Origin of the sequence: Leclercia sp. GLN_9, assembly GCF_043105735.1 — a bacterium.
GTDB classification, from domain to species: Bacteria; Pseudomonadota; Gammaproteobacteria; order Enterobacterales; family Enterobacteriaceae; genus Enterobacter; species Enterobacter adecarboxylatus.
This window is the reverse complement of the sequence record NZ_JBICLV010000005.1, coordinates 119,130-139,463: the sequence shown is the minus strand read 5'-3', so window position 1 is coordinate 139,463 and position 20,334 is coordinate 119,130. Positions and strand designations below refer to the sequence as shown.

Sequence of the window (20,334 nt, the reverse complement as noted above, 5' to 3'; positions counted from 1 at the left end):
AGGAGTAACGGTTTTATATACCGTTTGGTGATTTAGAAGCAGAAAAGGGAATAAGGCATTTATCCCCTCTCCCCTTTAGGGAGAGGGTCAGGGCGAGGGCGTTCTTACAGCGCCAGCAGACGCTCGATGGACGGGGCAAAATAGTAACCGCCAGTCACTGGCTTCGTGAAGCGCAGCATGGCGTCGCGCTTGCCGTCGGTATCGCCGAACATGCTCAGCAGCTGCTGTTCGATGTTATACAGACGGGCACAGTAGGCGCAGAAGTACAGGCCATGCGTACCGCTGGCGGTGCCGTATGGCAGGCTCTGGCGCACAATCTTCAGCCCTTTGCCGTCTTCTTTCAGATCAACACGGCTCAGGTGCGAGGTTGCCGGGCGCGCGTCGCCGTCGATCTCTTCGTTAGCCTCTTTGGTGCGGCCAATCATCATCTCCTGATCGGATACGCTCATGCGGTTAAGCTGCTTGAGGTTGTGCTCCCAGCGCTGGACGAACACGTAGCTGCCGCCTGCGTCCACGCCGTCTTTGATGACCGCTACTTCACGGCGCGTCTCTTCCCCTGCCGGGTTTTCGGTACCGTCAACGAAGCCGCTCAGGTCGCGCTCTTCCACCCAGCGGAAACCATGGATCTCTTCTGTTACTTCAATGCAGTCGCCAAAGGCGGCCATTGCGGCCTGGGCAATGGAGAAGTTCAGGTCGTGACGCAGGGAGAGAATATGGATCAGCACGTCGTACTGCGTGGCCGGCGCCAGGCCTTTGCCGTAAGGGACAAAGTCTTTCAGCTCTTCGGCCCCTTCCCCACTGCTCAGCTGACGCCAGACGTTATGACCGAACGCGACCACCGCGCCGCAGTGGGCATCCGGGAATTTGACCTGGAAGGTGGCCAGTTTATCGATAAAAATTTTGCTGGCCGCACGCAGGGCATCGATATCCCCTTTAACATTGGCTTCGATCCAAATCGCCGCGCGGCAATGTTCTGGCAAAATGCCACTCTGAACCTGAGACATCGCTCCTCCTGAAAAAAAATGCCACGTCGTCGTGGCATGGTTGGCGGCGATTATACCCGCTTTTTTAACGAGGCGGCTTGTCCAGACGCAATTTACTGCTGCCAGATAATTTTGCTGATTTTCCAGCTTTTCAGGGTGTCGTCAGAAGGCATTAACCCTTCCGGGCCGTTCCAGGTTCCGCTGAACTGGTAGCTGATATGCTGGCTGCCCTCAGCTTTACACTCTACCGTCACGTTGTCGTCGGCAGGCACGCTGATGCAGTTACCATAGGCTTTCTGATACAGGTCGCTGAACGGCGTACCAATCTTCACCCCTTTGTCGGTTTCGATTTCAGTGTCCAGCACCTCAATGCGCCCGACAGTGGATTTATCACCGTTAATCACCAGCGCCAGTTGGTCATCTTTCAATGCTTCAAAGTAGTGAATGATGGTGCCATTTTGCGTTCTCATGCCGCTGCGCAGACGGTAATCACCGCCTAACGCCGATTCGATGGCGCTCTGTTCCAGCGCCGTGTCGGCGGTGAGATTGCCTACGCCCTGCTCGGTTACCTCGGTGGAAGAGCCGAACCAGTTCCAGGGATAAGCCGCAGACCAGTTCACGGCGGAGAGCGTTGAACAGCCCGTCAGGACAACGGGGAGCGCGCATAATAGTAAACGCAGCGATTTCATCGGGAGATCCTTTCTGGTTAATTTGACGCTTGTTGGAGTGCAGCATCGCTAAAAAGTGCCGTTTAATCTTGCTCAGGCGTAAAACAGGCGCGCAGACGGGGATGGGTCAACAGCCACAGCAGCGCCACGATATCGGCCACCAGCAGGGCAATACCGATGCCACTCAGCGCTTCACCCTGTAGCCACAGCAAAGGTTGCCAGCCCAGCAGTACAACCTGGGCGAGGATCAGCAGCCAGCGCAGCGCCCGCCACAGGCGCGGCACCCGATGGCGCCGCCCGCTCAGTAAAAAGGCCAGCACCGCCGGGATCCCCGGCAGCAGCCCGAGCCAGAAGTTATCATGATCGGGATAAAACAGGTTCAGCAGGGTATTGCCCTGATCGCGGGAGGCCCCCGCCAGCACGAACAACACCCAGGTGCGCGCCTGAAGCAGCAGCACGCACCAGAACAGGAACGGCAGGCGAACCCGGCCGTGGCTGTCATAGTCGCCAGGGTGAAAATCAATACTCTTCATCTTCGATCAGACGTTTGCCCAGCGTTAGCACGTCGGCATGTTCATAGTTGAGGCGCTCGTACATTCCCAGCACCATGTCGTTATCTTCACGCACCATGATCTGAATTTTTGGGCAGCCGCGGGCGATCAGTTTCTTTTCCAGACGATTGAGCAGCGCGTTGGCTATGCCACGCCCACGAAACTCCGGGTGGACGCCCAGGTAGTACGCCGAGCCGCGATGCCCGTCGTAGCCGCCCATCACCGTACCCACCACTTCGCCATTGACCTCCGCAACCAGAAATAGACTGACGTCGTGATTGAGCTTACGCTCAATGTCCATCTCAGGATCGTTCCACGGTCGCAGTAGCTCGCAGCGCTCCCAAAGGGTGATCACCTCTTCGAAGTCTGCCTGGCGAAAAACGCGTATCTCCATGGTATTAACCGCCTTTTTGGGTTCAAAAACAGTGATTATGACGCGAACGCCCTCTTTCGCCAATATGCAGCGAAAAAGGTCAGGAAATTTGGCATAATGGCACTTTGTCACGTATTGAAATGAAAAGTAAAACAATTCACCACACGGACTGTCGTAACGGGAAAGACGATACGATATAACACCAGGACACTCATTTTTTACATTTCAGGCCGCATGAGCACATTCAAACCCTTAAAAACACTCACATCGCGTCGTCAGGTTCTTAAAGCGGGGCTGGCGGCATTGACGTTAACGGGCATTGCAAAGCAGGCTCAGGCAAAAGACGAGAGCACGCTAAAAACCAGTAACGGACACAGCAAGCCAAAGACCAAAAAACCCGGTTCAAAGCGTCTGGTGATGCTCGATCCGGGCCACGGCGGTATTGATACCGGTGCCATTGGCCGCAACGGCTCTAAAGAGAAACATGTTGTACTGGCGATTGCAAAAAACGTCCGGTCGATTTTACGCAGCAATGGCATTGACGCCCGCCTGACCCGTTCCGGCGATACCTTTATTCCGCTGTATGACCGCGTAGAGATTGCCCACAAGCACGGCGCGGATCTGTTTATGTCGATTCACGCAGACGGCTTCACTAACCCCTCGGCGGCAGGTGCATCGGTATTTGCCCTTTCCAATCGGGGTGCCAGTAGCGCCATGGCAAAATACCTTTCCGACCGTGAAAACCGGGCGGATGAAGTGGCCGGAAAGAAAACCACCGACAAAGATCATCTGCTCCAGCAGGTGCTGTTCGATCTCGTTCAGACCGACACCATAAAAAACAGCCTGACCCTCGGCTCGCATATTCTGAAGAAGATTAAGCCGGTGCACCGTCTGCACAGCAAAGGCACCGAGCAGGCGGCGTTCGTGGTACTGAAATCTCCGTCGATTCCCTCCGTACTGGTAGAAACCTCCTTCATCACGAATCCCGAAGAAGAGCGACTGCTGGGCACGAAGGCGTTTCGCCAGAAGATCGCCAACGCGATTGCCTCCGGGATCATCAGTTACTTCAACTGGTTCGATAACCAGAAAGCGCACTCCAGGAAACGTTAATGAAACCCAACGCACAGCTGGTTAAAACCTTCCTGCTCCAGTTGCAGGATGCCATTTGCCAGAAACTGAGCGCCGTCGATGGCGGTGATTTTCAACAGGATGAGTGGCAGCGCGAAGCCGGTGGCGGCGGGCGCAGCCGCGTGCTGCGCAATGGCGGCGTGTTCGAGCAGGCCGGCGTGAATTTTTCTCACGTACACGGCGACGCCATGCCCGCCTCGGCCACTGCACACCGCCCGGAGCTGGCGGGCCGCAGCTTTGAAGCGATGGGGGTTTCACTGGTGGTGCATCCGCACAACCCGTTCGTGCCCACCAGCCATGCCAACGTGCGCTTCTTTATCGCCGAAAAACCGGGTGCCGATCCGGTATGGTGGTTTGGCGGCGGCTTCGACTTAACGCCTTTCTACGGGTTTGAAGAGGACGCTATCCACTGGCACCAGACCGCGCACGACCTGTGCCAGCCCTTTGGTGAGGACGTCTACCCGAAATACAAGAACTGGTGCGATGAGTATTTCTACCTGAAGCACCGGGACGAGCAGCGTGGCATTGGCGGGCTGTTCTTTGACGATCTGAATACGCCGGATTTTGATACTGCCTTCAGTTTTATGCAGGCGGTGGGCAATGGCTTTACCGACGCTTATCTGCCGATTGTCGAGCGGCGTAAAGACCACGATTACGGCGTGCGCGAGCGCGAGTTCCAGCTCTATCGCCGTGGACGTTACGTGGAATTTAATCTGGTGTGGGACCGTGGCACGCTGTTCGGCCTGCAAACCGGTGGGCGCACGGAGTCGATTCTGATGTCGATGCCGCCACTGGTGCGCTGGGAGTATAACTTTGATCCGAAAGAAGGCAGCCGCGAGGCTGCCCTGAAAGAGTTTATTCGGGTTCGGGACTGGGTTTAAAAATCCCCTCACCCCGGCCCTCTCCCCAAAGGGGCGAGGGAGAAAAGATAGCTCCGTGCAGTCCCCTCTTTCCAAAGGGGCGAGGGAGAAAAGACGGCTCCGTGCAGTCCCCTGTCCCCAAACGGGCAAGGGCGAAAAAACGGCTCCGTGCAGTCCCCTCACCCCAAAAGAGGCGAAGGTGAAAAGACGACTCCGTACAGTCCCCTCTCCCCTATGGGGAGAGGGTTAGGGTGAGGGGTTACAGCGGCTGCGTCTGCGCCTCAACCACCGCCAGCGCCACCATGTTCACAATACGGCGCACGGAGGCAATCGGGGTCAATACGTGCACCGGTTTCGCCACGCCCATCAGCACCGGCCCGACGGTCACCCCTTCCGAACTGGAGACGCGCAGCAGGTTATAACTGATACGCGCCGCCTCGACATTCGGCATGATCAGCACGTTGGCAGAGCCTTTCAACGGGCTGTCCGGCATCCGCTCGTTACGGATGCTCTCCACCAGAGCGGCATCGCCGTGCATCTCACCGTCGATCATCAGCTCAGGCGCGCGCTCGCGGACCAACGCTAAAGTCTCACGCATTTTGCAGGCAGCTGCCGATTTGGACGAGCCAAAGTTGGAGTGCGACAGCAGCGCTACTTTCGGTTCAATACCAAAGCGACGCACCGTTTCTGCCGCCATCACCGTGATTTCAGCCAGCTCTTCCGGGGTCGGATCGTCATTGACGTAGGTATCAGCAATGAAGGTGTTACCACTCGGCAGTAACAGGGCGTTCATCGCCCCGGCGGTATGTACGCCTTCGCGATAGCCGAAGATCTCCTGCACCACGCTGAAATGCTCATGATAGTCACCAATGGTGCCGCAGATCAGCGCGTCGGCTTCGCCACGGTGAACCATGATCGCGCCGATCACCGTAGTATTGCTGATCACTGCCCGCTGGGCCTGCTCCTGGGTGATCCCCCGACGTTTCATGATGGCGTAATACTCATTCCAGTACTCCTTGAAGCGCGGATCGGATTCATTGTTGACGATCTCAAAGTCCACGCCCGCTTTAATTTGCAGGCCCAGCTTCTGGATACGCATCTCGATCACGCTCGGACGACCAATCAGGATCGGTTTGGCCAGCCCCAGGCTCACCAGCTCCTGAGTGGCGTGCAGGACACGCGCCTCCTCCCCTTCCGCCAGCACCACGCGTTTCGCATCTGCACGCGCCTGGGAGAAAATCGGCTTCATGAACAGGTTGGTTTTGTAGACGAACTCGGTCAGCTTATCGACATAGGCGTCGAAGTCGGTGATCGGGCGCGTTGCCACGCCGGAGTCCATCGCCGCCTTCGCCACCGCTGGCGCGATTTTGACAATCAGGCGTGGATCAAAGGGTTTAGGAATGATGTAGTCCGGGCCGAAGCTCAGATCCTGATCGCCATAGGCGGAGGCCACCACTTCGCTCTGCTCCGCATGGGCCAGCTCAGCAATGGCATGAACCGCCGCCAGCTTCATCTCTTCGTTGATGGCGGTGGCACCGACATCCAGCGCGCCACGGAAGATGAACGGGAAGCAGAGAACGTTATTCACCTGGTTCGGGTAATCAGAACGGCCGGTGCAGATGATGGCATCCGGGCGCACGGCTTTCGCCAGTGGCGGCAGGATCTCCGGTTCCGGGTTTGCCAGAGCGAGGATCAGCGGCGCACGCGCCATCTTCATCACCATCTCTTCATTCAGCACTTTCGGGCCTGAGCAGCCGAGGAAGATATCCGCGCCGTCCATGACATCTGCCAGGCTGCGCTTGCCGTCGTCGTCAACGGCGTAGGCGGCTTTGGTTTCGGCCATATTGGCCTCGCGGCCTTTGTAAATAACCCCTTTGGAGTCGCAGACCACGATGTTGTGCTTCTGCATCCCCAGCGCCACCAGCAGGTTCATACAGGCGATGGCTGCCGCGCCCGCGCCAGAAACCACCATGCGCACGTCAGAAAGATTCTTCTCCACCACCCGCAGGCCGTTCAGAATGGCGGCGGTACTGATGATCGCCGTCCCGTGCTGATCGTCGTGGAAGACTGGAATGTTCATGCGTTCACGCAGTTTCTGCTCGATATAGAAACATTCCGGCGCTTTGATGTCCTCGAGGTTGATGCCGCCAAACGTCGGCTCCAGCGCGGCCACCACGTTAATGAATTTGTCCGGGTCAAGCTCATCCACTTCAATATCAAACACGTCGATACCGGCAAATTTCTTGAACAGCACGCCCTTGCCTTCCATCACCGGTTTACCGGCCAGCGCCCCGATATTGCCCAGTCCCAGCACTGCGGTGCCGTTGGAGATCACCGCCACCAGGTTGCCACGGGCCGTGTATTTGTAGGCCGCCAGCGGATCTTTTTCGATCTCAAGGCACGGTGCGGCAACGCCCGGCGAGTAGGCTAACGCCAGGTCACGCTGGGTTGCGAGGGGCTTGGTAGGAGAGACCTGAATTTTGCCGGGTACGGGAAATTCATGAAAATCGAGGGCGCTCTGTCTTAACTGCTCGTCCATTGTAAGGTTCCTTTAGCGTGTCGTTCAAAATGGGTGATGTTGTTATGGTCTGAGTTCACCCTGGGTGGCGGATAGTATCGCTGCTGCCTGCGGTTCAAACTTTGAAGGCTGCCAAAGTCTCACCATCAAAAAAACAAAAATTGTTAGCAATTTATAACAATCATGTTACCTGCCCAGCGAAGCAAGACCATGTCCGTCTGCTATGCTTTTTTGTTAAGTACATCGCGAATTTCGCAGAAGTGTGATCTAACACACTCAATCAACTCTTTTATTTCCAAGGAGTAATCATTTATGAACCAACTAGACGGCATCAAACAATTCACCACGGTCGTTGCTGACAGTGGTGATATCGAATCCATCCGCCATTACCAACCACAGGATGCGACCACCAACCCGTCGCTGCTGCTGAAAGCCGCCGGGCTGTCGCACTTCTCGCATCTGATTGACGACGCGATTGCCTACGGCAAAGGGCGGGGAAAAACCAAAGAGCAACAGGTCGCTGAGGCCAGCGATAAGCTCGCGGTCAATATTGGTAGCGAAATTCTGAAAAGCATTCCGGGACGCGTCTCGACCGAAGTGGATGCCCGACTCTCCTTTGACCAGGAGAAAAGCATCGCCAAAGCGCGACATATTGTGCAGCTCTACGAGGAGCAGGATGTTGATAAATCGCGCATTCTGATCAAGCTGGCCTCCACCTGGGAGGGGATCCGCGCCGCCGAGGTGCTGGAGAAAGAGGGAATTAACTGCAACCTGACGCTGCTGTTCTCCTTTGCTCAGGCACGCGCCTGCGCCGAAGCCGGAGTGTTCCTGGTGTCTCCGTTTGTCGGGCGTATTTACGACTGGTATCAGGCCCGCCAGCCAATGGACCCGTACGTCGTCGAGGAAGATCCCGGCGTGAAATCGGTACGCAATATCTACGATTACTATAAGCAGCACCGCTACGAAACCATCGTGATGGGCGCCAGCTTCCGCCGGACCGAGCAGATCCTGGCTCTCACCGGCTGCGATCGACTGACCATCTCCCCTAACCTGTTGCAGGAGCTGCAGGATAAAGAGGAGGAGGTCATCCGCCGCCTGGTACCATCATCAACCGTGTTGCCTAAACCCAAACCTATGACCGAAGCCGAATTCCGCTGGGAGCATAATCAGGACGCCATGGCGGTCGATAAGCTGTCAGAAGGGATCCGTCTCTTCGCGGTCGACCAACGCAAACTCGAAGATCTGCTCGCCGCCAAACTGTAACCTTGCCATGGAGTGAACTATGTCCCGTAAAGAGTTAGCCAATGCCATTCGCGCCCTCAGCATGGATGCCGTGCAAAAAGCCAATTCCGGTCATCCAGGCGCACCAATGGGCATGGCCGATATCGCTGAAGTCTTGTGGAATGATTTCCTGAAGCATAACCCTAACGATCCAACGTGGTACGACCGCGACCGTTTTATTCTCTCTAACGGCCACGCGTCAATGCTGCTCTACAGCCTGCTGCACCTCTCCGGCTATAACCTGCCGCTTGAGGAGCTGAAAAACTTCCGCCAGCTGCACTCGAAAACCCCGGGTCACCCGGAGATTGGCTATACGCCCGGGGTGGAGACCACCACCGGCCCGCTGGGTCAGGGGCTGGCGAATGCGGTCGGGCTGGCGATTGCCGAGCGCACGCTGGCGGCGCAGTTTAACCAGCCGGATCATGAGATTGTCGATCACTTCACGTATGTCTTTATGGGCGATGGCTGTCTGATGGAGGGGATCTCTCACGAGGTCTGTTCTCTGGCGGGCACGCTGGGGCTGGGCAAACTGATCGGCTTCTACGATCACAACGGCATCTCCATCGACGGCGAGACCGAGGGCTGGTTCACTGACGACACGGCAAAACGCTTTGAAGCCTATCACTGGCACGTGGTGCATGAGATTGACGGCCACGATCCAGAGGCGCTGAAAGCGGCCATTCTTGAAGCGCAAAGCGTGACCGATAAACCGTCGCTGATTATCTGTCGTACGGTCATCGGATTTGGTTCGCCGAACAAAGCCGGCAAAGAAGAATCCCACGGCGCGGCGCTGGGCGAAGAGGAAGTGGCGCTCACCCGTCAGAAGCTGGGCTGGAAATACCCTGCCTTTGAGATCCCGAAAGAGATCTACAAAGCCTGGGATGCCCGTGAGGAGGGCGAAAAAGCGCAGGCGGCCTGGAACGACAAATTTGCCGCCTACCAGAAAGCGCACCCGGAGCTGGCGGCCGAGTTCAGCCGTCGCATGAGTGGTGGCCTGCCGGAGAACTGGGAAGAGACAACGCAGGCGCTGATTGAGAACTTACAGGCCAACCCGGCGAAAATCGCGACCCGTAAGGCGTCGCAGAATACCCTGAACGCCATTGGCCCCATCCTGCCCGAGCTGCTGGGCGGCTCAGCGGATCTGGCCCCGAGTAATCTGACCATCTGGTCTGGCTCCACCTCGCTGAAAGAAGATATCGCCGGGAACTATATCCACTACGGGGTGCGTGAGTTCGGCATGACCGCCATTGCCAACGGTATCGCCCATCACGGCGGGTTTGTGCCTTATACCGCCACCTTCCTGATGTTCGTGGAATATGCGCGTAATGCCGCGCGTATGGCGGCACTGATGAAGGCCCGGCAGATCATGGTCTATACCCACGACTCCATCGGGCTGGGTGAAGATGGCCCGACCCACCAGGCGGTGGAACAGCTGGCCAGCCTGCGCCTGACGCCAAACTTCAGTACCTGGCGTCCATGCGATCAGGTTGAGGCGGCGGTGGGCTGGAAGCTGGCGGTAGAACGCCATAACGGCCCGACGGCGCTGATCCTGTCGCGCCAGAATCTGGCGCAGATCGAGCGCACGCCGGAGCAGGTAAAAAATATTGCCCGCGGGGGGTACATCCTGAAAGACAGCGGCGGCAAACCGGATCTGATTCTGATTGCTACCGGGTCGGAGATGGAGATCACCGTCAAGGCGGCGGAGAAGCTGACCGCGGAAGGTCATGCGGTGCGGGTGGTGTCGCTGCCTTCAACGGATATCTTTGATGCCCAGGATGAAGCGTACCGCGAGTCGGTACTGCCGTCGGATGTCACGGCACGTGTAGCGGTCGAAGCGGGTATCGCGGATTACTGGTACAAATATGTCGGTCTGAAGGGGGCGATCGTCGGCATGACCGGTTATGGCGAATCGGCGCCTGCCGAGAAGCTGTTCCCGTTCTTCGGCTTTACCGTCGAGAACGTGGTAGAGAAGGCGCAGGCGTTGCTGTAAGTGCCTGTGCTACCCTCTCTTCCGGGAGAGGGAACCAACAAAAAACGGTAACCTTGTGGTTACCGTTTTGCTTTCATCGTGTGATCCACAACGTCGGCCACGCGTCTGGCCCATGCCAGTTATCACAAGTCGGCTCTTCCGCATACCGCACCAGACGGAAACGCTGCCCGGTGAAACGCCAGCGCGTCTGGATCCCGCAGTCGCCAATCCCGCGCCCCAGAGCCAGGGTCGTCAACTCGCGGTTTTTTTCATCGAAGCTGGCATTCATTAACTCCATCTCGCTGCTGTCGCTCGACGGCATAAAAGGCAGGCGCAGACGCACGAGATGGGAGGCAAAGGGCTTTTTACGCGACACCAGCCAGGCCAAATCGACGGTGTTATAGGCCCCTGCCTCACAGCTGATCATCAGCAGCGCTTTGTCATCGGTTAAGGCGGTGACCCGCACTTCACGTCGTGCCGGATCGAGCGAACACTGGCTGCTGTTAATGCGCCAGGAGCCATAGTCGGTAAGATCGCTGCGTTCCTCGCGGGTTAAAGGTGTGGGGGTTGGGTTAACCACGGCCACCTCTTTCAGAGCAGGGGCAGGCGGTACGCTGAGCGGCGGTTGAGCGCCTTTATTGATCCACGCGGTTTCACTCCCGCCACGCTTTTGCTGGGCGTCGATAAACTGCAGCGCCTCTTTCAGTCCATCAAGGGAAATAACCTGCTTGCCATTCGCGAGGGTGATCGCTTTTTTTTGCTGAAGCGTGGTCAGCAAGGCAGTAATGGTGGCGGCATGATCGGTGGTCAGACGCCAGGGGGTCACCTGCCAGTGCGGAGGCGCAAGTTGCAGTGGCTCGCCGTCGAGCAGTAAGCGAGACGCAATGGCGGGTGCTTTGGGATCAATGGTCGCCAGCCCGCCGAGATCGATACGCAGCACCGCATCGGTTTTCGCCCCGGCGCTGCGGCTCAGGGTCATCACCAGCCCGTTATGCTCACCGGTATTGCGCGCAATGCAAAAGTTCTGGTTGTTGCAGGTCACCTGCCAGTCAGTAAACAACTGCTGTGCAGGTGCCGCCTGAACCAGAGTTGCGGGCAGCACGCTGAGCATAAAGATAAGAAAAAGGCTGTGACGCATGAATAGCAGGATCCCGGAAGCAAAACTGACAAACAAACCGTATCTTCCTGCTCAGGCCGGGCTTACTCAATCGGATTTATCGGATAGATTTATATAAAATACATCTTATGAAAAATAATAAGATCAACCCATTAACCCGGAACTGCGCAAATACTGTAAGAGTATCACCGTTTTGCCGTCCCGGATTTCACCCGATTGTACCATCGATAGCGCCTCGCTAAAGGGCAGCTCCAGCACCTCGATCTCTTCATCTTCTATGCCGCCGCCTTTACCCGCGCGCTGTGCGTCGCTGTATTCTGCCACGAAGAAATGGACGATTTCCGTCACCCCACCGGGAGACATGTACAGCTCAAACACCTTACGCGCTTCACCGACAATAAAACCGGTCTCTTCGATCGCCTCTTTACGAATGCAGACTTCCGGCTCGTCGTTATCCAGCAGTCCGGCACAGGTTTCAATCAATCGCCCGTCGGGATTGCCATTCACCCAGGTGGCGATACGGAACTGGCGAATCAGCACCACGCTCTGCTTCTGCGGGTTATAGAGCAGGACAGTTGCGCCGTTGCCCCGATCGTAGACTTCACGTTTGTGGCGCACCACTTCGCCGTTACGCCGCGTCAAATCGTAAGTCAGGTTGCGCAGAATGAAATAGTTATCCGAGAGGCACTTGTCTTTAATCAGTTCAATTTTCAAGGTTACACAGGCTCCATAGCGCAAAACATGCTGGTCATACTACGCTGTGAAGCCCGCGTTGTCGTCCGTCAGGTTAATGCGCGGCGGGCGCATCGACGCCAAGCCAGTCGGCGATCCCCTGGGCGGCGTGTCGCCCTTCCGCCATCGCCGTCACCACCAGATCGGCCCCCCGCACCGCATCGCCACCGGCAAAGATCTGCGGATTGGTGGTTTGATAGCGGTAGCGCGTCTCAACGCTTGCCGCGATCCGCCCCCACGCATCCACCTCCACGCCCTGCGCCTGTAGCCAGGGCATCCCATGCGGGTTGAAGCCAAAGGCCATAATTACCGCATCGGCAGGCATCACAAACTCGCTACCGTCGACAGGCACCGGGCGGCGGCGTCCCTGGGCATCCGGCTCACCCAGCCGGGTGCGCAGCAGGCGAATGCCGTTAACCCGTCCGGTATCCTCCAGGGTCAGCGCCACCGGTTGCACGTTAAATTCAAAGACAGCCCCCTCTTCCCGGGCATTTTTGACCTCTTTTTTCGACCCCGGCATGTTGGCCTCATCCCGACGGTAGGCGCAGGTGACGCTGGCAGCCCCATGGCGCAGCGCGGTGCGCACGCAGTCCATCGCCGTATCGCCGCCGCCCAGCACCACCACGTTCAGCCCGGCGGTATCAATAAAGGGTTCCTCCCCCGACGGCGGCAGCCCCATGAGCTGTCGGGTGTTGCCCACCAGGAACGGCAGCGCATCGTAGACGCCGGGTGCCTCTTCATGGGGTATGCCCGCCTTCATCGAACGGTAGGTGCCCACGCCCACAAACAGGGCATCGTACTCGCTGAGCAGCTGCGCCAGCGGGATATCCTTACCCACCTCGCAGTTAAGCTCGAAGCGAATGCCCATCGCAGTGAAGATCTCCCGACGACGGGCCAGCAGCGATTTATCCAGCTTAAAGGCGGGAATGCCGAAGGTAAGCAGGCCGCCAATCTCCGGGTGGCGATCAAAGACCGTGACGCGAATGCCGCGGCGGATTAACGCATCGGCGCATGCCAGCCCGGCAGGACCGGCACCGACGATGGCGACCTGCTTATTGACGGGCGTGACGTGGCTCAGATCGGGCCGCCAGCCCTTCGCCAGCGCCTGGTCGGAGATATAGCGTTCAATGTTGCCTATGGTCACCGACCCGGCCACGTCCCGCACCGTGCAGGCTCCTTCGCACAATTTGTCCTGAGGGCAGACCCGCCCGGTAATCTCCGGTAGGCAGTTGGTCTGATGGGATAACTCCACCGCGGCGTCGATATCTCCGGCTTTCACTCGCTCGATCCACTGGGGAATATGGTTATGCAGCGGGCAGGTCCATTCGCACACCGAATGCTCCCCGCAGGTCAGGCAGCGGTCAGCCTCTCGCTGCGCCTGCACCGCACTGAAGGGCAGATAGATTTCGTCGAAATTATCCCTACGCGCTTCGGGAGAGCGTTTATCCGGCTCGCCGCGCGCGGCCAGGGCAAACATACGCTCGCGTTTGCTCATCTTCCGGGACGTGGCCGCCTCCCCGGTCTGCCACGGCTGGGCCTCGTGACGCGCCGCGCGCACCCGTCGCGTGCGGGCCAACTGGTTCAGGGTATCGGGCGTGACCCGCGACAGGGCATCCGCCGGGCAGTTCGCCACACAAGCCGGTCCCTGGGGGCGATCCAGACAGAGATCGCACTTTTGCGCGGTGGCCGCCTGCGCCGTGGTGACCACCTCCATGGTGCCGAACGGGCAGGCCACGACACAGGCTTTACAGCCGATACACTTCTGTTCATCCACCTGCACACTGTCGCGCATCCGGCCGATAGCACCGTTCGGGCAGCTTTGTATACAGGGGGCGTTCTCACAGTGGTGACAGGTAACGGCGCTGTGTTTGTTGCCCTCTTTCACCACGGTGATGCGAGGGGTAAAATGGCGCGCGCTAAGAGCATGTTGTTCATTATGATGCGCCATGACGCACGCCACTTCGCAGGCACGACATCCAATGCAGAGCTGGCTGTTTGCCATAATAAAATGATTCATCACGGTTCCCCCGCTGGGCTGAATAACCTTATTCTTTATATGAATAAATTATTTACCGACCGCAACGGGTTGAGGCAATGTTCAATTGCCCAGGAACACGAACTATTTTGCCTGAACCTGTGTCAGATCAATTAATTTCATTCCTGATGAAATTACGTTTCATTCCCCTGCGGAAACGCTTATCAGGCCTACTTCGTATTAGCTCAGGACGCGATTTGTGATAGTCAAACAACCGGTTTCACGCACTCTTGCCCGGGCCTTTTTCGCCATTATTGCCCTGTCACTTCTGACGAGCGCGATTGCGCTGTTTACCCTCGCCAGCAGCCAGCGTGACGCCGAAGCGATCAACCTGGCGGGGTCATTGCGGATGCAGAGCTATCGCCTGGGTTACGATATGCAGCGGGGTAATGCCGATCTGCTGGCCCATCGGCAGGCCTGGCAGCACACGCTGAACGCCCCCGCGCTACTCACCCTAAAAAGCTGGTACGTGCCCGATGAGGTTCAACAGCGCTATCACCTGTTGCAGCTGGCGTGGCAAGGCGTGGACGAAAAGCTCGCGCAGGGCGATTACACCTGGTATCAGAACCATATGGATGAGTATGTAGCACGTATCGACGCCTTTGTGCTCTCCCTGCAGCATTACGCCGAACATAAAATCCAGCTGGTGTTCGCCATCTCCTTTGCCGGTGGGATCGGCATTATCCTGCTGGCGTTCAGCACGCTGCGCCGGATCCGCCAGCAGGTGGTTGCCCCACTCAATCACCTGGTCGCCTCCAGCCAGCACATTGAGCAAGGCCGGTTTGATACCCCGGTGCCGGATACCGATCTGCCAAACGAGCTTGGCCTGCTCTCCCGCACCTTTAACCATATGGCGACCGAGCTGCACAGCCTGTATCGCTCGCTGGAAATTTCGGTCGAAGAGAAGACTCACCACCTGCACGAAGCCCATCAGCAGCTGGAGATGCTGTTTACCTGCTCGCAGGCGATGAACACCAGCAAAATCGACAGCCACTGTTTCCGTCATATCCTGCAAACCGTGCGCGAATATACCGGGATCAGCTGGCTGGCGCTGCATACCAGCGACGGCTGGAAAATGCAGGAGGGCGAGACAAGGGAGCACCTTGAGACGCAGGTGCTGCCGGTGATTATGCTGGATACCCGGTTCGGTGAGCTGCGCTGGCAAAGCGAGCAGCGCGCCGTCCCGATACCGCTGATGAAAAGCGTCGCCACCATGCTCGGGCGCGGCCTTTTCTCCAACCAGGCGCAAAAACATTACCACCAGCTGCTGCTGATGGAGGAGCGCGCCACCATCGCCCGCGAACTGCACGACTCGCTGGCACAGGTGCTGTCGTATCTGCGCATCCAACTGACGCTGCTTAAACATGCGGTGCCGGACGAGAACGACGCCGCGCAGGCGATCATCACCGATTTCTCCCGGGCGTTAAATGCCGCTTACCGTCAGCTGCGCGAGCTACTCACCACCTTCCGGCTGACGCTGAACCAGGCCAACCTGCCCGCCGCGTTACAGGAGACGCTGGACGATCTGCAAAAGCAGACCCGTGCAAAACTGAGTCTCGACTGTCAGCTCTCCTCCCTGGCGCTGGACGCCCAGATGCAGGTACACCTGCTACAGATTGTGCGCGAGGCGGTGCTGAACGCCATCAAGCACGCCCAGGCCAGCGATATTCAGGTCAACTGTGTCACTGCGCCGGACGGCAGCCACAGGGTGAACATCCGCGACGACGGGATCGGCATTGGCGACGCCAGCGAGCCGCCGGGTCACTACGGTCTGAACATTATGCGGGAGCGTGCCGACAGGCTGGGGGGCACCCTGCACTTCTCGCAGCCGCCGGGGGGAGGGACGGAGGTCAGCGTCTGTTTCCGCTCGTCAGCCGGTACGGAGGGTAAATAACGGTAAAATCAGGCGGAAAGTCACCAGTCAGCCATGAGGATGGATAATACTCACCGCTTCACAGGGGGAATCGCGCGGATAAAGCGCATGATAATTTACATTATCTCCTTTATTTCTCCACGTTTGACATCCGCCTTGCCGCTAGAGTTATGCGGGCAATTTACAATGACGACGCGCAGCAAAACGAGGTCTTATTTTAATGGCGAATTTTTTCATCGATCGCCCCATTTTTGCCTGGGTGCTGGCAATTCTGTTGTGCCTGACCGGCACGCTGGCCATTTTTTCCCTTCCTGTTGAGCAGTACCCGGATCTGGCTCCGCCTAATGTGCGGATCACGGCTAACTATCCGGGGGCATCCGCACAAACGCTTGAGAACACCGTCACCCAGGTGATCGAGCAGAACATGACCGGTCTCGATAACCTGATGTATATGTCCTCCCAGAGCAGCGCCACCGGGCAGGCGACGGTCACGCTGAGCTTTACCGCTGGCGCGGACCCGGATGAAGCGGTGCAACAGGTGCAAAACCAGCTACAGTCTGCGCTGCGCAAGCTGCCGCAGGCGGTGCAGAATCAGGGCGTGACGGTGCGTAAAACCGGCGATACCAACATTCTGACCATCGCCTTTGTCTCCACCGACGGCTCGATGGATAAGCAGGATATCGCTGACTATGTTGCCAGTAATATTCAGGATCCGCTCAGCCGCATCAACGGCGTGGGGGATATCGACGCCTACGGCTCACAATACTCAATGCGCATCTGGCTCGATCCGGCGAAGTTGAACAGTTTCCAGATGACGGTAAAAGACGTCACCGACGCCATCGAATCACAAAATGCGCAGATTGCGGTCGGCCAGTTGGGCGGTACGCCGTCCGTTGATAAGCAGGCGCTGAACGCCACCATCAACTCCCAGTCGCTATTGCAAACCCCGCAACAGTTCCGCGATATCACCCTGCGCGTTAACCAGGATGGTTCGGAAGTGCGGCTGGGCGATGTCGCCACCGTGGAAATGGGTGCCGAGAAGTACGACTACCTGAGCCGCTTTAACGGTAAACCAGCCTCCGGGCTGGGGGTCAAGCTGGCCTCCGGGGCTAACGAGATGGCCACGGCTGAACTGGTCATCAACCGCCTCGATGAGCTGTCGCACTTTTTCCCGCACGGCCTTGAATACAAAGTTGCCTACGAAACCACCTCTTTCGTGAAAGCCTCGATTGAGGATGTGGTGAAAACCCTGCTGGAAGCTATTGCCCTGGTGTTCCTGGTGATGTACCTGTTCCTGCAAAACTTCCGCGCGACGCTGATCCCGACCATCGCCGTACCGGTGGTGCTGATGGGCACCTTCACGGTGCTTTACGCCTTTGGCTATAGCATCAACACCCTCACCATGTTTGCGATGGTGCTGGCGATAGGCCTGCTGGTGGATGACGCCATCGTGGTGGTGGAAAACGTTGAACGCATCATGAGCGAAGAGGGGCTAACCCCGCGCGAAGCGACGCGAAAATCGATGAAGCAGATCCAGGGGGCGCTGGTCGGTATTGCCATGGTGCTGTCGGCGGTGTTCGTGCCGATGGCCTTCTTTGGCGGCACCACGGGTGCCATCTACCGCCAGTTCTCGATCACCATCGTTGCGGCAATGGTCCTGTCGGTGCTGGTGGCGATGATCCTTACCCCGGCGCTGTGCGCTACCCTGCTCAAACCGTTGCATAAGGGCGAACAGCACGGCCAGAAAGGGTTCTTCGGCTGGTTCAACCGCATGTTTGACCGCAACGCCGCGCGCTACGAGGCGGGTGTCGGACGCATCCTGCACCGCAGCCTGCGCTGGGTGCTGATCTACGTCCTTCTGCTGGGCGGCATGGTATTCCTGTTCCTGCGTCTGCCTACCTCATTCCTGCCCCTGGAGGACCGGGGCATGTTTATTACCTCGGTGCAGTTACCCAGCGGCTCGACCCAACAGCAAACCCTGAAGGTGGTCCAGCAGGTCGAGTCTTATTTCTTCACCAAAGAGAAAGATAACGTACTGTCGGTCTTTGCCACCGTAGGCTCTGGCCCTGGCGGGAACGGGCAGAACGTGGCGCGTATGTTCGTGCGCCTGAAGGACTGGGATGCGCGCGATGCCGAAACGGGCAGTTCGTTTGCCATTATCGAGCGCGCGACTAAAGCCTTCAGCCGCATTAAAGAGGCGCGAGTCTTCGCCAGCAGCCCACCGGCAATCAGCGGACTGGGCAGTTCGGCAGGCTTTGACATGGAGCTGCAGGATCACGCCGGGGCCGGGCATACGGCACTGATGGCCGCACGCGACCGCCTGCTGGAGCTGGCCGGGGAAGATCCTTCCCTCACCCGCGTGCGCCACAACGGTCTGGATGACAGCCCACAGCTGCAGATTGATATCGACCAGCGCAAGGCGCAGGCGCTGGGCGTCTCTATCGACGATATTAACGACACCCTGCAAACCGCATGGGGTTCGAGCTACGTTAATGACTTTATGGATAGGGGCCGCGTGAAAAAGGTCTACGTGCAGGCGGCGGCTAAATACCGCATGCTGCCGGACGATATCAACATGTGGTACGTGCGGAACAAAGACGGCGGGATGGTGCCCTTCTCGGCATTCGCCACCTCACGCTGGGAAACCGGGTCGCCGCGTATGGAACGCTACAACGGCTATTCGGCGGTAGAAATTGTCGGTGAGGCCGCGCCGGGGGTCAGTACCGGTACCGCTATGGATGTGATGGAAAACCTGGTGCAGCAGCTACCTGCCGGATTTGGCCTTGAGTGGACCGCGATGTCCTATCAGGAGCGTCTGTCCGGTGCCCAGGCGCCGGCGCTGTATGCCCTGTCGCTGCTGGTGGTGTTCCTCTGTCTGGCGGCCCTGTATGAGAGCTGGTCGGTGCCGTTCTCGGTGATGCTGGTGGTGCCGCTGGGGGTGATTGGTGCTCTGCTCGCCACCTGGATGCGCGGGCTGGAAAACGACGTCTACTTCCAGGTCGGGCTGTTAACGGTCATTGGCCTGTCGGCGAAGAACGCCATTCTGATTGTCGAGTTTGCCAACGAGATGAACGAGAAGGGTCAGGATTTACTGGCTGCGACCCTTGACGCCTGTCGCCAGCGCCTGCGTCCGATTCTGATGACCTCGCTGGCGTTTGTCTTCGGTGTGTTGCCGATGGCGACCAGCTCGGGTGCGGGTTCGAGCAGCCAGCACGCGGTGGGAACCGGGGTAATGGGTGGGATGATCTCTGCGACCGTCCTCGCCATTTACTTTGTTCCGCTGTTCTTTGTGCTGGTGCGGCGACGTTTCCCATTAAAGGAACGACGGAAATAAGATATTGAAAAAGAAAAAGGCGTCCTTACCGGCCGCCTTTTTTGTGTGTTTATTTTCACACTATTGTTATTCAGCTAATTAAGTGCTCTTGCATTACTTCCTGAATGTCATTTACGAAGCATACCTTCGATAAAATCTTTCCAGTTCCCCAGTTCACGTTCAATCATAACTACCTCTCTTATTATTATGGCCATTCTACGAGAATATATCATCGTTGTGAAGATTTTTTGATCAGTGATACTGCTCTACCCCCGTTGGTACGACTGGCTTGTAGATAATATGGGGCCAGTCCGATAAATTTTATGTGACCAACTGCAATATTTTGAAATAACCTTAATAAAGGGTGAAAAAGTTATTTAGTGGCTGTTCTTTCACCAGTTTTTAGCACATGGACTTCTATGCGTAAAAGATGAAATAATATTCATAACCTGTACATTATCTATGTCAGGTCAGAATATAAAATAAAGTCATAAAACAAACGTGTTATATTTTCGCATTCGCTACACCATCGAAAATACTGAGCAATTGCTCGCTATTAAGACAAAAGGATTCACCATGATCACCCTGTACGGCATCAAAAATTGCGACACCATAAAAAAAGCCCGCCGCTGGCTGGAGACCAACAACGTTGATTACCGTTTTCATGACTATCGCGCCGACGGTCTTGATGCTGAATTGATGCAGAAATTCATTGCTGAGCTGGGCTGGGAAGCCCTGCTGAACACCCGCGGCACTACCTGGCGCAAACTGGATGAGACACTGCGAGCAAGCATTAACAATGCCGATAGCGCGGCCGCCTTAATGCTTGAAATGCCAGCAATCATCAAACGCCCATTGCTCTGGGCGCCCGGTAAGCCTATGCTGCTGGGTTTTAACGAAAACCAATACCAAACCTATTTTATTGAGGTGTAG

16 protein-coding genes are annotated in these 20,334 nt (G+C 57.2%); 7 read left to right on the top strand and 9 right to left on the bottom strand.

Translation table 11 applies throughout. From position 1 onward, the window contains the following. Positions 1–104: 104 nt before the first annotated feature. The 4 genes from ACF8PE_RS03045 to ACF8PE_RS03030 form a co-directional block, all read right to left on the bottom strand. Entirely contained in the window at positions 105–1,004 is a 900-nt protein-coding gene (locus tag ACF8PE_RS03045; RefSeq protein WP_130588423.1) for a Dyp-type peroxidase, read from the bottom strand. 92 nt (positions 1,005–1,096) lie between these two features. Then, the gene (locus tag ACF8PE_RS03040; protein ID WP_032612996.1) at positions 1,097–1,672 is read right to left on the bottom strand and encodes an RpoE-regulated lipoprotein; all 576 of its coding nucleotides are present in this window, start codon (positions 1,670–1,672) and stop codon (positions 1,097–1,099) included. A 62-nt stretch (positions 1,673–1,734) separates the two neighbouring features. Next, positions 1,735–2,184 (bottom strand): DUF2919 domain-containing protein, encoded by a 450-nt coding sequence (locus tag ACF8PE_RS03035; protein WP_032612998.1) that lies wholly within the window; start codon positions 2,182–2,184, stop codon positions 1,735–1,737. Then, positions 2,171–2,596, bottom strand: coding sequence for a GNAT family acetyltransferase (locus tag ACF8PE_RS03030; RefSeq protein ID WP_032613000.1), 426 nt, complete (start codon positions 2,594–2,596; stop codon positions 2,171–2,173). The genes ACF8PE_RS03035 and ACF8PE_RS03030 overlap by 14 nt, the downstream gene beginning before the upstream one ends. Positions 2,597–2,809: 213 nt before the next feature. Between ACF8PE_RS03030 and amiA the strand changes: the two genes are divergently transcribed. After that, positions 2,810–3,685 carry an N-acetylmuramoyl-L-alanine amidase AmiA gene (gene amiA, locus ACF8PE_RS03025; protein ID WP_032613002.1) on the top strand — a complete coding sequence of 292 codons (876 nt, stop codon included), beginning with the start codon at positions 2,810–2,812 and terminating at the stop codon, positions 3,683–3,685. Next, positions 3,685–4,584: an oxygen-dependent coproporphyrinogen oxidase gene (gene hemF / locus ACF8PE_RS03020; protein WP_392494557.1), complete on the top strand. Its 900-nt coding sequence runs from the start codon at positions 3,685–3,687 to the stop codon at positions 4,582–4,584. The genes amiA and hemF overlap by 1 nt, the downstream gene beginning before the upstream one ends. Positions 4,585–4,822: 238 nt before the next feature. Here hemF and maeB read toward each other — a convergent pair whose 3' ends face one another. Further along, positions 4,823–7,102, bottom strand: coding sequence for an NADP-dependent oxaloacetate-decarboxylating malate dehydrogenase (gene maeB, locus ACF8PE_RS03015; RefSeq protein WP_032613018.1), 2,280 nt, complete (start codon positions 7,100–7,102; stop codon positions 4,823–4,825). 291 nt (positions 7,103–7,393) lie between these two features. Here maeB and tal point away from each other — a divergent pair, with 291 nt between their 5' ends. Both tal and tkt read left to right on the top strand, forming a co-directional pair. After that, a complete protein-coding gene (gene tal, locus ACF8PE_RS03010; RefSeq protein WP_032613020.1) occupies positions 7,394–8,344 on the top strand; it encodes a transaldolase in 951 nt (316 codons plus the stop codon). A gap of 19 nt (positions 8,345–8,363) precedes the next feature. After that, positions 8,364–10,352, top strand: a complete 1,989-nt coding sequence (gene tkt, locus ACF8PE_RS03005) for a transketolase (RefSeq protein WP_032613022.1) — start codon at positions 8,364–8,366, stop codon at positions 10,350–10,352. A 73-nt stretch (positions 10,353–10,425) separates the two neighbouring features. Here the strand turns inward: tkt and ACF8PE_RS03000 are convergent, their stop codons facing one another. The 3 genes from ACF8PE_RS03000 to aegA form a co-directional block, all read right to left on the bottom strand. Next, positions 10,426–11,469, bottom strand: coding sequence for a DUF1176 domain-containing protein (locus ACF8PE_RS03000; RefSeq protein ID WP_392494555.1), 1,044 nt, complete (start codon positions 11,467–11,469; stop codon positions 10,426–10,428). A gap of 123 nt (positions 11,470–11,592) precedes the next feature. Next, a complete protein-coding gene (gene nudK, locus ACF8PE_RS02995; protein WP_371320507.1) occupies positions 11,593–12,162 on the bottom strand; it encodes a GDP-mannose pyrophosphatase NudK in 570 nt (189 codons plus the stop codon). A 73-nt stretch (positions 12,163–12,235) separates the two neighbouring features. After that, a complete protein-coding gene (aegA, locus tag ACF8PE_RS02990; RefSeq protein ID WP_392494554.1) occupies positions 12,236–14,197 on the bottom strand; it encodes a formate-dependent uric acid utilization protein AegA in 1,962 nt (653 codons plus the stop codon). A 217-nt stretch (positions 14,198–14,414) separates the two neighbouring features. On the opposite strand from aegA, the gene narQ reads away from it, so the two are divergent. Continuing rightward, entirely contained in the window at positions 14,415–16,109 is a 1,695-nt protein-coding gene (narQ, locus tag ACF8PE_RS02985) for a nitrate/nitrite two-component system sensor histidine kinase NarQ (protein WP_392494552.1), read from the top strand. A 199-nt stretch (positions 16,110–16,308) separates the two neighbouring features. After that, complete coding sequence (gene acrD, locus ACF8PE_RS02980; RefSeq protein ID WP_059307424.1) at positions 16,309–19,422, top strand: multidrug efflux RND transporter permease AcrD; 3,114 nt, start codon at positions 16,309–16,311, stop codon at positions 19,420–19,422. Positions 19,423–19,529: 107 nt separating this feature from the next. Here acrD and ypfM read toward each other — a convergent pair whose 3' ends face one another. Then, the gene (ypfM, locus tag ACF8PE_RS02975; RefSeq protein WP_015572204.1) at positions 19,530–19,589 is read right to left on the bottom strand and encodes a protein YpfM; all 60 of its coding nucleotides are present in this window, start codon (positions 19,587–19,589) and stop codon (positions 19,530–19,532) included. Positions 19,590–19,977: 388 nt separating this feature from the next. On the opposite strand from ypfM, the gene ACF8PE_RS02970 reads away from it, so the two are divergent. Beyond that, positions 19,978–20,334: an ArsC family reductase gene (locus ACF8PE_RS02970; protein WP_032613032.1), complete on the top strand. Its 357-nt coding sequence runs from the start codon at positions 19,978–19,980 to the stop codon at positions 20,332–20,334.